14 protein-coding genes are annotated in these 15313 nt (G+C 46.9%); all 14 read right to left on the reverse strand.

All coding sequences use genetic code 11. From position 1 onward, the window contains the following. Nucleotides 1-13: 13 nt before the first annotated feature. The 14 genes from ACFQ0C_RS03070 to ACFQ0C_RS03135 all read right to left on the reverse strand — a co-directional run bounded on the left by ACFQ0C_RS03070 (nt 14) and on the right by ACFQ0C_RS03135 (nt 15305). Nucleotides 14-1093, reverse strand: coding sequence for a Gfo/Idh/MocA family protein (locus ACFQ0C_RS03070; protein WP_379363867.1), 1080 nt, complete (start codon nt 1091-1093; stop codon nt 14-16). Between the two features lie 38 nt (nt 1094-1131). Beyond that, complete coding sequence (gene nagB / locus ACFQ0C_RS03075) at nt 1132-1968, reverse strand: glucosamine-6-phosphate deaminase (protein WP_379363869.1); 837 nt, start codon at nt 1966-1968, stop codon at nt 1132-1134. Next, nucleotides 1920-3422 carry a DUF3604 domain-containing protein gene (locus ACFQ0C_RS03080; protein WP_379363871.1) on the reverse strand — a complete coding sequence of 501 codons (1503 nt, stop codon included), beginning with the start codon at nt 3420-3422 and terminating at the stop codon, nt 1920-1922. Before ACFQ0C_RS03080 ends, nagB begins: the two co-directional genes overlap by 49 nt. Nucleotides 3423-3435: 13 nt before the next feature. After that, on the reverse strand, nt 3436-3639 hold the full coding sequence (locus ACFQ0C_RS03085; RefSeq protein ID WP_379363873.1) for a YuzB family protein: 204 nt from the start codon (nt 3637-3639) through the stop codon (nt 3436-3438). Nucleotides 3640-3653: 14 nt separating this feature from the next. Then, nucleotides 3654-5279, reverse strand: coding sequence for a sulfatase (locus ACFQ0C_RS03090; protein ID WP_379363980.1), 1626 nt, complete (start codon nt 5277-5279; stop codon nt 3654-3656). 62 nt (nt 5280-5341) lie between these two features. After that, on the reverse strand, nt 5342-6394 hold the full coding sequence (locus ACFQ0C_RS03095) for an aldose 1-epimerase family protein (RefSeq protein WP_379363875.1): 1053 nt from the start codon (nt 6392-6394) through the stop codon (nt 5342-5344). A 75-nt stretch (nt 6395-6469) separates the two neighbouring features. Continuing rightward, nucleotides 6470-7798 carry an ABC transporter substrate-binding protein gene (locus ACFQ0C_RS03100; RefSeq protein ID WP_379363877.1) on the reverse strand — a complete coding sequence of 443 codons (1329 nt, stop codon included), beginning with the start codon at nt 7796-7798 and terminating at the stop codon, nt 6470-6472. A gap of 35 nt (nt 7799-7833) precedes the next feature. Further along, on the reverse strand, nt 7834-8664 hold the full coding sequence (locus ACFQ0C_RS03105) for a carbohydrate ABC transporter permease (RefSeq protein WP_258214578.1): 831 nt from the start codon (nt 8662-8664) through the stop codon (nt 7834-7836). Between the two features lie 2 nt (nt 8665-8666). Further along, nucleotides 8667-9788, reverse strand: a complete 1122-nt coding sequence (locus ACFQ0C_RS03110; protein WP_379363879.1) for a carbohydrate ABC transporter permease — start codon at nt 9786-9788, stop codon at nt 8667-8669. Between the two features lie 24 nt (nt 9789-9812). Then, complete coding sequence (locus tag ACFQ0C_RS03115; protein ID WP_379363881.1) at nt 9813-11018, reverse strand: ROK family transcriptional regulator; 1206 nt, start codon at nt 11016-11018, stop codon at nt 9813-9815. A 770-nt stretch (nt 11019-11788) separates the two neighbouring features. Beyond that, entirely contained in the window at nt 11789-12700 is a 912-nt protein-coding gene (gene murQ, locus ACFQ0C_RS03120) for an N-acetylmuramic acid 6-phosphate etherase (RefSeq protein WP_379363883.1), read from the reverse strand. Between the two features lie 22 nt (nt 12701-12722). Next, nucleotides 12723-13490, reverse strand: coding sequence for an HAD family hydrolase (locus tag ACFQ0C_RS03125; protein ID WP_379363885.1), 768 nt, complete (start codon nt 13488-13490; stop codon nt 12723-12725). Further along, a complete protein-coding gene (locus ACFQ0C_RS03130; protein ID WP_258214583.1) occupies nt 13490-14311 on the reverse strand; it encodes a carbohydrate ABC transporter permease in 822 nt (273 codons plus the stop codon). The genes ACFQ0C_RS03125 and ACFQ0C_RS03130 overlap by 1 nt, the downstream gene beginning before the upstream one ends. Before the next feature lie 25 nt (nt 14312-14336). Further along, nucleotides 14337-15305 (reverse strand): carbohydrate ABC transporter permease, encoded by a 969-nt coding sequence (locus ACFQ0C_RS03135; protein WP_379363888.1) that lies wholly within the window; start codon nt 15303-15305, stop codon nt 14337-14339. Nucleotides 15306-15313: the final 8 nt, after the last annotated feature.

A 15313-nucleotide genomic window follows, 5' to 3' on the forward strand; every position in this document is an offset into this window, starting at 1 on the left:
TATTATCACTGGTTTAAAAATAGACGGCTTTACCGGTTTCCGATGAAACATAAATCGCTTCCAATATTTCCTGCACGATCAGCGCCTGCTCCGGTTTAACTACCGGTTCAGTGTCGTTTAATATCGCCTCAATCCATAGCCGGGCTTCCAGCTCGGAAGGACTCTCCTTCCTGGTCTCGTAGAAGGGGATTCCAGTAAGCTCCAATTGGATACGGTTTGTATAGAGATTACCGTACTTTTCTCCGTTAACCGTTAATCCATCCCACATATCAGCGCCGCCTGCGGTTCCGCATAAGGTCACTTTGGCTGTGCCTTCTTGCAGAATATTTAATGCCCAGCTCGCCTCCAACATCACGCTAGCGCCATTCTCCATCGTAATCATAGCAAAGGCTGAGTCCTCCACTGTGAATTGTTTAGGGTCCCACGATCCGTAAGGATTTGCTGCGTTTTCTATTTTCCCTAGCTGATGAAACGCTGTTCCCAGCACAGCCTTAGGCTTATAGTTATCCATCAGCCAGAGCGCCATATCCAATGAATGGGTGCCAATATCGATCAGCGGACCGCCTCCCTGCTTTTCCTTATCGAGAAAGGCTCCCCAGGTCGGAACTCCGCGACGCCTCAGTGCATGTGCTTTGGCTAAATATAGGTGCCCAAGATCGCCGTTACGGCACATACGGTACAAATATTGTGTGTCCGGGCGATATCGGTTGTTGTAGCTAATCGTCAGCTTTTTATTCGAATGCTTGGCCGCCTCTACCATTCTCCGCGCATCGGCGGTTGTTATGGCCATCGGCTTCTCGCACATTACATGTTTGCCGGCTGCCAATGCTGCAATCGCAATGTCTGCATGGGAATTGTTGCTGGTACACACATGGACGACATCAATCGCATCGTCCTCCAGCAATTCACGGTAATCCGCATATACTTTGGCATCTTTCGAACCGTAGGTACTAGCTGCCAAACGGGCTTTATCCAATCCTCGGTTGGCAAAAGCAGTCATCTCCACCTGAGGTAATTTAGCTAATCCCGGCATATGTTTGGCGTTGGCAATTCCACCGCAGCCGATAATGCCAACACGTAATTCCTTAGCCATCCTAGAATCCCCCTTTCGAGTTAGGAGCCGTCCGTCCCTCAACAGTCGGATGATCGCTGCAGCAATGAGGCCGCTTCTTCATCTGCGATTACTCGTACCGCTGGATGCAACCGCAGTGCGGTCACTGGGACTTCGGGAGATAGATCTCCATAAAGCAGTTGGTAAAGCGCCTCCGCTTTCACGGTACCGCTAGCCAGCAGCAAAATCGCTTTCGCTTCGAGAATGGTGCCAATCCCCATAGTGATAGCTTGCGTTGGCACAAGACCAACATCCCCGAAGAAACGTGCATTGTCCTCGACCGTCTCCCGCTTCAAAGCAACGAGCCGTGTTCGCGATGAGAAGGATGTCCCCGGCTCGTTAAACCCAATGTGCCCATTGCGTCCGACTCCAAGCACCTGCAGGTCAATCCCTCCCGCACGGCCAATTGCCGTTTCATAACGCGTGCATTCCTGCTCTACATTCGCCGCCTCTCCATTAGGAATGTCATAGCTCAAAGGAGTCAACGGATTATACACATGCTCTCTCATAAAATGGAAAAAGCTTTGCGGATGATGACGAGGAAGAGCATAATATTCATCTAAATTAAATGTCGTGGCCTTAGACAAATCGGCTTTGTTCCTGCAGAGCTGCCGATACATTCCGATGGGGGTGCCGCCGGTAGCAAGGCCCAGAACACTGTTCGGGCGCTGTGCCAGCTGGCCGAGCACCAGCTCTGCAGCAGCTTGCGACATCTCCTCATCATTTTTAACGATTGTCAGATGTAGATTACCTTGATGAATGACTTGATTCTCTTGGTTGACTTTACCCGCTACGCTTTTCATATTCATCATGCCAGTACAAACACAGGGGATATCCAGGCACATTGTCCATTCCACTGCTTGATCTCCACATGGTAAGCATCGCAATCTGTTTCCTTCTGATCATCCGACCATTCCCCTTGGAAGCAATATTCGTTCTCAGGAACTGTGCGATGAAAGAGGACCGCTTCCGAATTGTATGCTTCCAGGTGAGCGGAACGGCTGCCCGTTAGCAGCTCTCCAATCGAATAGGCAAAGGTTTGGCCGTTCGCCTCAATCGCCAACTTGCTGTTCAAATCACCATCGATTTCAAAAATGAGCGCAGCCGTTTGCGGATGCTGTGTAGATGGATTTTTAAACGTGGTGCAAGTCCATACCGCACTATTGTCTGAAGAAGAAATAAGCTTATTGCTTAATGCATTAATATCCGGGTTATCCCGCATTTCCGGCGTTGGGGCAAGAACACTTTGCCCACGGAAGCATGTTTCTACCGAGACGATTTGTCCTCCATCCAGCTGTGCACGGCCATTCCATAGAAATCCGTCCTTATTTTCTCCCCAGCCCATTTCCACACGTACTTTATACCTGCCATTGCTTGGCTGCTGCACTTGACTACCCGCGCTAACCCCATTCACAATGCTCCAGGATTTGCCGTTTTTATATACCGTCACTTTTTCGATCCCGTCACAAGCCGTTACATCAAGCTTCAGCTGCCTGCGTCCGCTGTCTTTCACCTCACTGCCATAAATCGCTCCATTGACGGTAAATTGGCAAATGATTTTATCGCCGGTTACCGCATAGGTGCGCCGTGCCAATAGAGCTTCCCATATAGCTTCACGTGTTTTTTCAGCAGCCATAACAGCAACTCGGCCGTCTCCATATGAACCCGGATAACCGGCATGATGATCGGTAGATCCGGCAAAGCTGAATCTTTTACCGCGTTGAAGAGCAGAAACGATCGTATTGCGCGAATCACGCGGACCCATTGTGTGCAAATATGGATATGGACTGGAATCCGACATGCTGCAGCCGTGTTTGGAAAAAACCTCTACGACCGGACTTATTTCCTCAGCAAACGCATCCCAATTCACTCCCCGATAGCCGGGTGTGTATCCCACATGGTGGGGAACAGCAATCACCGGCAGCGGAGCAAGAGCCTCGACCAGCTTCGCCGGGGAATCCGCCTGGATCAGCGGCAATTCGTCTGAAGGCGACAGTATATGATGATCGCCAAACTCGCTGGAGTGAATTTCGTAGCCCTGGAATGTAACGAATTGATGAGGAATGTTAGACTCACTCACCGTACGGCGTACATATTCCCAATTTTTCTGAAGCTTGGCAAAGCCCTTCATGTGGAAATCCACTAGAAATTCCAATTCCTCTGTTTTTTCCGGCATATCCGGCCACATAGCATGGCCAATGATGGCACAGAAATCAAGCTGTTCTCTTGCCGCCGCCAGTGCATTCTCCAAGCTGCCAAAGCCATAGGTAATGCCACAGTGATTGTGCAAATCACCCCAATATAAGTTCATACGTCATCCACTCCTATTTATAATTCTTGTAGTCTCTAACCAGCGTTCCGTCCACTAATGCCATCAAGCTTTGCGGACACCAAAAGCAATATCCCAGACAATGGACCTCTTCGACCTCTCGGCCGCTGCATTTGCCGACAAGAAGTGCTTCAGCAGCCTGCTTCGCGCTCTCCCCGGCAAACAAATCCAGGTTACTCACACACATCCTGATATTCATTGATCAACCCTCAATTATATGTCATTATCCGCGCTAGCCTCATCCAGCCCTAGACGCTGCAGCTGCTCCTGAGGAGCTGAGATCTGAGTGATCTTATTACGTATTCCCTGCTTCAGCCGTTCCAGGACGTCAGGGTGCTCGCTTGCAACATCATGCTGCTGCGCGTGATCCCGAGCGATGTAATATAGCTCATCGTGCGCCACTAACGGCGATGACTCGCGATCGCATTCGTTGCGAATCAGTCTAGGTGCCGCATGGCCGGGATGTGCATTCTCATATTGCGTAGGAAAGCGTTCGCCATCCCACTGCTTCAATCGTTCCTCGCTGTCCGCGTATAAATTTTGTTGGCCAAAATCCCAATTGTTATAATGCGAACGGGTATACCAATAGAGCGGCGAGTTGCCTGGCAGCGGCTTCTTCACCAGCAGCCATTCCCCGTCCGTACAATACACCGGACCGCCAAACACTCCAAATATCAATTCCTGACGTGAGCGAATTCCACCGCTTGAGGTTAACCCGACTGCTGTTGAACCGATGCCCGCTTCTGTCTCATCCCGTCTTGCTATGGCTTCATCAAAACCGGAATCCTCATCAGGCTCCCACAGTGGAACGAGGCTTTGCCCGTGCATATGTGCCGGAACCTGAACGCCCATCGTCTGCATGATAGTTGGCGTCAGATCAGCCATCTGCACCAGCTGCTCATACACGGCACCGGGCTTGACACCTGGATGATGGATCAGCAGCGGTGTTCTTGCGATATCTTGATACAACAGTCTGGCGTGCTTCCCCAGCCAATTATGTTCACCGAATAGAAAACCGTGGTCACTTGTCACAATTACCATCGTGTTATCCAGTAAATTCAGCTGATCCAGTTTGTCATAAAATTTTCCGAACCAATGGTCGACAAAGCTCACTTCCCCACAATACAAAGCATGAACCTGCTCCAACTCTTCTGGGGTCATTCGATCGGCTTCCCCATACTTAGGCCAAATTACCGATTCACCGGTATACCCCGGGTTATATTTCTCTACATATCCCGGAGGAGGATCGAACGGTTCATGGGGATCAAAGCAGTCAATCATCAGGAAAAAATCCGGCAAGTTTTTATTCTGCTCCACCCAATCGATCGATTTCTGGAATACTTGAGCCGCGAAATAATCTTCTTCCTTACGGAAATGCGCCGTATTTCTCGCATATTTCGGCCAATTGCGGTTTAATTTATGTTCGGAGGCGGGATAAGTTATAGGAATATCCGGACTGGTGATCCAATTGTCCATTTCCTGCCCGCGAATGATTTCCATACCGTTAAATGAAAAATGATAGTTCCCTGACCCATACTGCCACAGGTGGTAATGATCGGTAATAAGCATAGTTGTCTTATCGTGATCGGACAGCAGTGTGACCATATCCGACTTGTCATGTTCCAAAGGAGACCAGCCCCGCCACAAAAAATTGAGCTGTCCTGTCCATAAGTCCTGGCGTGCAGGCATGCAAGGGTATGATCCAATGTACGCATTACTGAAAAGAGCGCTGCCTTCAGCAAAACGATCCAGGTTCGGGGTTTCTATCGATGAATTCCCGTAGCAGCCCAAATGATCCCGCCGTAAAGTATCTACTAAGATGCAGATGACGTTAATGATATACCCCTCCTACAAACTTTCCCTTAGGGAAATTACTTTTCATTACTTTTCATTACTTTTAATTACATTTCACAACCATGAGTCAAGTTTACTTCGATACAAAACGAATATGTTTTTTGTTCCCCTGGAGCCATCATCGGTAAGGTTCCCCTGGAGCGGTGAACAGCCCGGCCTTCCGTGGACGCATTGCCCGGCTCGATGCCTAGTACATACACACCCTTGCCGGGGTGCTTCCATTGCGTCAAGCAAGGACTTGCAGCTTTATCGTAATCAAGCTTCAACGCGAGATTACATTCTTGCCCGTTGTGCATAACTTTGTTGCTTATTTGAACTTGAACATTGCCATTGCCTGTATCGGCCTTCACGTCCTCATGCAGCATAACGGTTGGCTGTCCGTTCTCTGTTGGCGCGGAAAAGCCGCTCCATCCATCGGTAGCTCCTTCTCCGTTGATCCATCTTTTCGGACCGGGTGGTATACTAATCGAGCAGGTTTCACCAATCAGCGGAAATCCGAAATTAAAATGATGCATCATTAAATGCTCAACTGGCTGAAACGACTCGTTCGTTACCTTATCCGTAATGTAAATCCGGTTCTCCCCGAGCCGCGTAACGATAGTTCGTTCCATGGCGATGTTTTCCCCATTCACCGCACATTCACGGACAAGTCCGCGAAAGATCAGCTCATACTGTCCACCGTTCCAGCGTCCCTCAGCCTGCAGCAGCTCGCCTGCCGTAGAAGATATACGCCCATGCGGACCGAAAGCTTTGCCCTCATCCACACTGGGCTTCCCCATAGTGGTCAGCCCGCAGGTAGCGAGCAGACCGCCTTCAAAGCTGTGATTCCAATTCTCTTTTTCATAGGAAAAGGGAGAAACCGGGCCGATTTGTGACATCCAGGCAATGGGTATGCCATAAAATTCGCACATTCCAATATCAAAAGCACGGCTTACTGAGATTTGGAACTGCAATCCGGAACCATTGCGTACCTGAATCACCTCATTGCCCTTGCCCTTTCCTTGAATGAGCTCCATGCGCTGAAATCCAGCTATTTGACGAATATCCGAGACATGCTCGAGAAGGCTCTGTTTACCGTACTGACCATATACCTCCGGCATTCTTTCACTCCCTGGTCATTTCCTTTTGGCAGCTATGACAAGCGAACCTACACTTGTCATAGCTGTTGAATGGAATTATTTTTTGCTGCTGTCAATGATTGCTTGCAATTCCTTCTCTGCGCCCTTCAATGCTGCATCAGGCTTGATCGTTCCTGTCATTATGCCGGAAAGAGCCGTATTCATCAGCTCATGCTGCTTCAAATAGTAAGGAACAAGCGGTTCATCTTTACCCACTTTGAGCGATTCCATGACCACATCGTAAAATTCACGCGGTTGCAGCGAAGGATCATTCAGAACGGAGTAACGAATAGGCAGTCCGCCCAGCTTTGCTTGGCGCATGGCTCCTTCTTTGCTTGTCATAAACTCAACGAATTTAGCCGAATCATCTTTGTTTTTCGCGTTTTTATTCATGATCAAAGACCAAGAATGGTATAGCGGAGTCCGCAAAATTTTACCGTCAGCCTGCTTCACGCCCGGAACTACACCAATCTTGATTTTATCCTTGAATGGGCTGTCGCTTTTCTTGATCTCCGTGTAGGCTGCGCTCCACATCGGCGCCGCCATTGCAATCGTACCTGTTTTCAAAGCATCAAATACGTTGGAATAACCCCAGTTCGGCGTATCCTTAGGAACAAGCCCTTCTTTCATCATGGTCTGCCAAATTTCCCCTGCCTTGATGGCTCCTTCCGATCCAATGCCGGTTTTACCGTCTTTGACAAGCTCAGCACCGTAAGACCACATCATGGAGTAGAACACTTTCGGTTGCTCAGATCCCGATAAAGCTGTCCAGGAGGCGCCAAATTGTGTTGGTGAATTCGGATTTTTGGATTTCGTCCATTTTTTCGACTCTTCAACAAATTCATCCCAGGTTTGCGGAGGATTAGGAATAAGATCAGAACGGTAATAGAACATATGAATACTAAGGTTATACGGCATAGCTATCATTTTGTCCTTATACTTGTATTGAAAGGCTACGTCCTTCCAATCATAGTTCGGATCAAATTTTTTCATGTATTCGTCGAACGGTTCAATCGCACCGGCTTCTGCCAGCGGGGCTACATAAGTGTTGTTGGTTGTCGCTAAATCAAACGCATCTGTTCCGCCGACCAATTGATTCGTAAGGTTAGTGAAATAGTTGCTTGCGCCTTGCTCAGTGAAATTGACTTTGACCCCAGTCAGCTTGGTAAACTCTTTGGCTTGCTCCTTTACATAATCGCTTGTATCCGGACCGGTACGCGTAAATATCGTAATTTCACGCGGTTTTTGACTGTCTCCAGCCGGCTTGCCTCCTTCAGCATTACCTTTGTCGCCAGGTTTGCCGGTTTCCGATGAACAAGCGCTTAAAAATGCCAGCATGGTGACCAGCAGCAACGCCGTTGCTTTTTTGCCCATTACATTTTTCATCCTTTGTACCCCTCCATGAATGGTTTTTGTTGAATCTATTTAACCGCACCCACTGTTAAGCCTTGCACAATGTAACGCTGCAGGAACAAAACCATAATGAATGCAGGCAATAGAATTAAGCTTCCGGAACCGAATACCGGCCCCCAATTGATCGAATACCCGGTAATAAAATCGCCAGTGGCCACGGGTAACGTTTTACTTTTTTCAGAAAGCGCCAATGTAAGACCGAATAAATATTCATTCCATACAAATAAGAAACAGAAAATACTGGTCGTAATTAACCCCGAACGGGCAACAGGCAGCGATATACGCCAAAATGCTTCGAGCCTTGTGCACCCGTCAATCAAAGCCGCTTCCTCCATCTCCTCCGGCAGCTCATCAAAGAAACCTCTCATCGTCCAGATTACAAACGGAATGTTAAATGTAATATTGGCAATCACCAGAGCCCAAACCGTATTAATTAAACCGATGCTTTTAAACATCAGAAAAAAGGGGATGATTAAAATAGCCGGAGGTGCCATTTTGGTAAAAATGACCCAGTTAGCAAATGCATTTCCGCCTGTCCGCCATCGGGCGATACTGTAAGCCGCAAGTGTGCCTGTAGTGACGCATATGAACGTAGCCGTTAAGGCAACGATTAAGCTGTTGATCAAGTACTGGAAAAAATTTTGCGTTTCAAAAATAAATTTGTAATTATCCAATGTCGGCTTGAACCATACGACTAGCTTGGGCTCGATAATCGCCTGAGTGGACTTGAAGCTGCTTAAGATCATCCAAAGTATGGGTACAGCCCATACAGCTATAATGACTGCGATGACACAAGCGATAGCAATTTTGGCGGCTGCCATTTTTATAGACCGATCCACGTTTAAGCCCCCCTCCTGGAAATCCATTTGCCAATACCGGAAAACACGAGGCTGACTAAAATAATGAAAACAAGCACGATGATCGATAACGCCGCACCTTTACTGTAGTCCTGACCCGTTAATCCGACGGAAAAAATATGAATGTTAAGCGTACGCATCGTAACCGAATCTCCAAACAACGCCCAAATCTGATCATATACTTTCATCAGGTCGATAATCCGGATCAGGAATACGACTCCAATTACGGGCCGCAGCATCGGAAACGTAATATGCCAAAATGTTTTCCAGCTATTGGCTCCATCTACTTTGGCTGCTTCATAAGGCTCTCTCGGCAAAGCGCTTAGCCCGGCTAAAAACATCAAGTAAACAAATGGCGTCCACTGCCAAATATTCACTATGATAGCGGATACAAAACCAATATTGGCGTTCAAATGAGTAATTAGGAAATCCCCGACAATCGGTATATTACTCACGTAGGGAAGCGGTTGATTAGTTAGCCATGGCACCTCAGAAAATCCAAGATCCTTTAGCACCAGGTTGATGAAACCGTTATAGCTGCTGTACATATATTTCCAAAGCATGGCAATGACAATCGGACAGGTCATAACCGGGATAACCAGGATGCTTGATACAAACGAGCGCCCCCGAAATTCCCGCTGCAGCAGAAGCGCCAAGCACATCCCAATGACAATTTGCAGTCCAAGCACAATGACCATATATTCTACGGTACGGACAATAGCTGCATAAAATAATTTGTCCTTGGTGAAGAAATACATATAATTAGTAAAACCAACAAATGACCAATCCCCTTTAAAATTCAGCAGCGACACATTGAACACACTGAGATAAAGCAGGAACACAGCAGGGACCGATGTCACACAAAAGAGGATTATAAACCCTGGAATAATCAACGTATAACGAATGTTTCTATCCCCGAAGAAAAACAAAGACCACAGGAAGATCAAAACAATTGTCACACCGATAATACCGAATTTAGCTGCCGGGTCCACACTGCTTTTCAACATGAACACATTAGTAATGATCCCTAACAAAGATAGCCACAAAAACAAGTTAGCCGGTGACCATCTCAGCGAGAACTTGTTTGCTTTCGTTTCCAATTGCATTAACAAATCCCTCCATGGTATGAATTAATTCCAAATGATGCGGTGGTACGTGTCCGAGAAAAAATGCTTGCTGATCACAGCCGCAGCCCCTCTTACCTGAAGTTTTTCCGAGTCCTGGGAGAATCCAATTTTGACATCCTTCGAAACAGCAGATAGCGCTCTCCTTTGAACGATTTCAATGATTTTCTGTTCCAGCCTCTGCCCTGCACTGGTGATATCCCCTTGTATAATCAACTGCTCCGGATTAAAAATATTTAGAATGTTGGCGATCCCCACTCCCAGCCAGTAGCCCGTGTGGTTAAGTAGCACATCTGCAACCAAAGGGTCTCCGTCATGATACATTTTTAAGACGGTGTCGAAATCAAGCGAAGCGTATTTCTCGTCTCTGCGGGACAACTCTTCGCCAAAGGCAGTGATCGAGGCCAACGCATCCCAACAACCGTGATTGCCGCATCGGCAAAGCGGCCCGTCATGCGAAATTACCGTATGGGCGAAGTTCACAGCACCATCGAACGCTCCCCTGTACACCTCGTTGTGGATGACAACTCCCGTTCCTATACCAAGACCAACGCTTACGCAAACGAGTGCATCTTTATATTCTCCATTGCTGTGAAGCAATTCCGCATAAGTCCCGGCACGAGCATCGTTTTCAATAAAGATGGGGATTTCCAAGCATTCGCGCATATAATCACCGATCGGAGCATCCGTCCATGGTATGGACGCTGAATACCGCATAATCCCGAGCTTGGTGTCAACCAATCCACGAACTGCCATACCGCAAGCGATGACAGGCTGCAATACACCCTGTCCGCGTGCCTCTTGAATTAGCTGACGAACGTCCTGCACGATTAGATCCAAGGTCTGGCGGAAATCATCGTATATTTTAATTTTCTTCTTAACGTAAAACTTCACTACACCGACTAGATTGGTTAGAGCCACCTCGTACCGCTCATTATTGAAGGAAACAGCAACGATCAGTGCGGCATCAGCTTGAAAATCCAACAGGATGGGTCTTTTACCACCAGCTTCAGTGGAATCTCCCCTTCCAGTCTCGTAGACCAAGCCCTCCCGGATCAGCTCATCCACAAGAGCAGATACTGCCGGCTTACTTAAACCAACAGCCGCAGAAATTTCTGCACGGGAACAAATCCCGCTTCTAACCGTTTTCAAAATACTCATCCGGTTAGATTCCTTCATATCATTTTTACTTATCATCTTAGTATTTTTCATTCAGCACACCTTCTTGGTAAAGACATATGGGTTTGTAGGTTAAGTTAGTTAATAAAACTAACTAACTTCATATTTTTATTTTAACTGACTCTTACAAAATGTCAATACCATTTTCTATTGGGACCCTTTCTACAATCCTGACGTACCTCCAGATCCCCCGCCCTGTAGCCATGCAGGCAGTGATTAAGGATGAGGGGCCATACATCTCGTCTGAAATTGAACAGCAGAGCGCCGATGTTAATGAAGACTTAGCGGAAGTAATCATTCCGCTATTCCATGGAAAGCACAACAAACAGAGAGATAACGGAACAACTTCTTCCGTAATCACTCTGTTTTTGTTCATTTCACCTCTATTTTCCTCAAATAACGGAATTCCAACTTCCGTTATTGTCTTAAATTGGAGGTGGCAGATTAAATAACGGAACTTTCAGTTCCGTACAGGACCTTTAGCGCATATAGCTACTTCCCGGCTATCCGAATATAAAAAGGAACTCGTCTAATGAATGATTGAATACGTAAAAATCTCAAGCATTCATAGATTCGTGTTTCAACGGATGTTTGGCTTGCGAGATAAGATGCATCTCCGGTTCACCACACTTATGCTCTCTAATCTCGCAAAAAAATGCAGCCGCAGGTCATACTCCCCCTAATTTCCATCGTGCGCGAATTCCGGGCGCGCGTTGCGGCGTTGCATAGCGGTCGGTCGAACCCCACGCAGCTGCATTAACCCTATTCAGTGCCTTCCATTCATCGCATCAACAGCCTGCGGCTCACCTTTTTGTTAAGCTGATGAAAGCATGGCCAAAATGGTCGTTAGCCTCCTCCAGCTCCTTCATGGCTTCCTCATAGCTGATTTGATATTTAAGCATCAGGATCGCAGCTCTTGCGTCACCTTTTGCCTGATCGGCAATGGTGCAAGCGGTCTCCTCGCTCGCCCCGGTAGCCTCCCTAACTATTCGAACCACACGATCCTTCAGCTTGATATTGGTGGCTTGTACGTTCACCATCAAGTTTCCATAAACTTTGCCAAGCTGGATCATTACAGCAGTCGAAATCATGTTAAGCACCATCTTAGTGGCGGTTCCGGCTTTAAGCCGGGTGGACCCGGTTACGATTTCCGGTCCTACTGGAACTTCAATGCGATATTGAGCCTCGGCGCTTATAAGCGTGTTGCTGTTGCAGCTTAGCGCCACCGTTAAAGCACCGATCCGATTAGCCTCCTGCAGTGCGCCGACTACGTATTGGGTTGAGCCGCTAGCTGCAATCCCGACAACTGCATCTTTGGATGTTACTTTATCCGCCAGTTCGCGTTTTCCCGCCTCATAATCGTCTTCGGCATTTTCGATGGATCTGGTTATAGCCTTTTCCCCACCTGCGATCAAGCCAACAACAAGTCCGGGATCAACACCGAAGGTGGGAGGGCATTCGGAAGCGTCCAATACCCCCAGTCTGCCGCTTGATCCTGCCCCAATATAAAAAATTCTGCCTCCCGTCTTCACAGCTTGAACTATGGCTTCGATCGCGCTGCTGATTTGAGGCAAGGCGGTCTGTACGGAAAGGGCAACCGTCTGGTCCTCTTGATTCATTAACTCAACCGTTTCACGAACGGATAATTGATCTAAATGCACAGATTTCTCATTTCTTTGCTCTGTAATCAATAATGCAGCCTTTGTATTTGCCATCAGTAGCCCTCCTTCCAGGTTGTCATAAACATTCCAGCAGTTCTTCTATTTGATATAAAACATGAGTCGGAATATAGGCGGGAGGATAGGGTGTCGTACGGATATGCGGATTTTCCGCTTTCAGCTTCTCCTCGCAAATTTTCATGAATTCAGCGCTGGCCACACGCCATTGCGGACTCATAGTCCGAAGCGCTTCAGGCAGCTTGCGATAAATCATCACGGATGGAACATCTGTTGCGTTGGCTAAATATACGTCATGGTCAAGCCGGTCTCCCACATGAGCAACAATTTGCCCGCTTTCCTGCAGTCCGCGTAAAATGTTGACATCCGGCTTGCCGCAGCCTGCCTTCTCAGGTGTAATGATTTCATCAAACCATTGGCTAAGGCCAAGCTCCTTCATCACAGGATATTGATACTTGTAAAATCCGTTGGTTACAGTCGCGAGCGAATAGCCTTGTTCCTTTAGCTTTCTTAAAGTGGGGATTACGGCATCTTCGAGTACATATATCTTAGGATCAATTGAATGTTTCAGCACCAACTGCTCCACATTGATTTCAAGGTCAATCTGCTGCTCCCTCAGCAGCTGCTGAACCATCTCATCCCAATCGTAAGCTTCCACGGTCCTGTTCTGCTGCATGCGCAGCTCATGCTCGCGTACCAGCGCTTCTGTTGATTTGAATTGCCGCTGCAATTTATTCGAGATGAGCTCCTCCACCTCCGGAAAAACCCATTTTCCAAACGGATTTTGCATTAAAGTTCCATCTAGATCAAACGTAATCCATTTCTTCATTACTTAACCGCTCCTGTCGTCATACCCTCAATAAATTGTTTGGAAGCAAATAGAAATGCCACAATCATCGGGAGAGAGGACAACGTTAACCCGCAGAACAGCAAGTTCCAATCCGTGTCATATTCCCCGAACAATGTCAACATACCGAGTGGGATCGTGCCCAGCTCCGTGCTTTTAATGAAAATAAGCGGGTAAAAGAAATCATTCCAAATGCCAATCAAGTCGACAATGCTGACCGTAGCTAATGCCGGCCTCATCAGCGGCAGTACGATTTTGTAATAAACCTGAAAATCGTTACAGCCGTCGATCCGTGCGCTTTGATCCAAATCCTTCGGCAGCGTCTGGAAAAATCCATAAAACACAAACACAGCAAATGAAATATGCCCCGCTACATAAACGATAATAAGCGCGGTGAGCGTGTCCAGAAGATTCAGCTTCAGCATCATCATATATAACGGAGAAATAGCCAGCTTCATCGGGAGCATTAAACCCAGCATAAAGAAAAACAAGACGAAACCGTTCCAGCGAAACGTGTACCTGGATATATAGAAGGCCACCATAGACGAAACGAACAAAATCAGAAGCACTGACACCGAGCTAATATATAAACTATTTAGAAAGTAATCCGCAAAGTGGACTTTTTTCCATACCGATACATAATTTTCAAACGAAAAGCTGCTTGGCATGCCCAACGGATGCGTTGTAATTTCCTGCTTTGTTTTGAAGGATGAGGTGATCATCAAAAATATCGGATATATCGACACGAATGTAAAAAAAGATAAGATGACATACTTTACCGATTGCTGCAGCCGTAGCGCCATGGATTACCTCCGATGATTTTTTTACTTAATGCTCGACTTGCTTGCGTTTAAAAAAGAACATCGAACCCGCAGTTGCTCCAGAAATCAACAGCAATAAGATAACGGCAAGCGCGGAACCCAGACCGATAGACTCTCCCCCGCTTACAGAGCCGAACGCTAAACGGTAAAAATAAAGGCCCAGCACATCTGTTGAGAAATACGGCCCACCTGACGAGCCCTGCATGGCAAAAATGAGTTCAAATGTTTCAAAGGCTCCGATAAACGTTAATATCGACATAATCATTATGGATGGCATGGACAAAGGGATCGTAATTTTGTAAATCATCTTGAAGCCAGAAGCCCCGTCGATTCTCGCAGCTTCATAAATTTCCTGGGAAATGGCCTGCAGGCCGACAAGGAATATAAGGACGGCGAAGCCGAAGCCATACCAGCTGTTCACCAGAATGATCGTGTAAAGTGCCGTGTTAGGGTCCCCAAGCCATGGTTTGGCAAGCTCTTCAAGCCCGATGGTCCTGAGAAATGTATTTAGAGCTCCATAGGTCGGATTCAATATCAAACTGAATAAAAAGCCAACCACAATGACAGAGAGCAATTTAGGAACAAAAAACAACGTCTTAAAAAGTTCTTTGCCTCGTATTTTACTGTTGATCAGCAATGCCAGCATAAATGCAACGACAAGCTTGGACAGCATAGTCCCTATAAAAAATACTACATTATGTCCTAAAGCCCGGGTAAACGTTTCTTTAAATGGGGATTCAGTAAACAGCCGGATAAAATTGGTCAAGCCAATAAAGTCGCCGCGTGTAAGTCCCTTCCATGAGAAAAAACTATTGATCAGCGCTTGAAAAATAGGATAAATCATAAACCCTACATAAAAAATCAACCCAGGCAGCAAAAACAGATGGACCATATGCTTCATGAAGCGCCTGTTTTTCTTATTCGGCAGCTTAGATAAGTTGACTTCCTTTTCGCGATCTATCTCTGTACTTGTCATAGGCAGCT

It is taken from the genome of Paenibacillus sp. GCM10027630 (genome assembly GCF_042676305.1).
In the GTDB taxonomy this organism is placed as follows: Bacteria; Bacillota; Bacilli; order Paenibacillales; family NBRC-103111; genus Paenibacillus_S.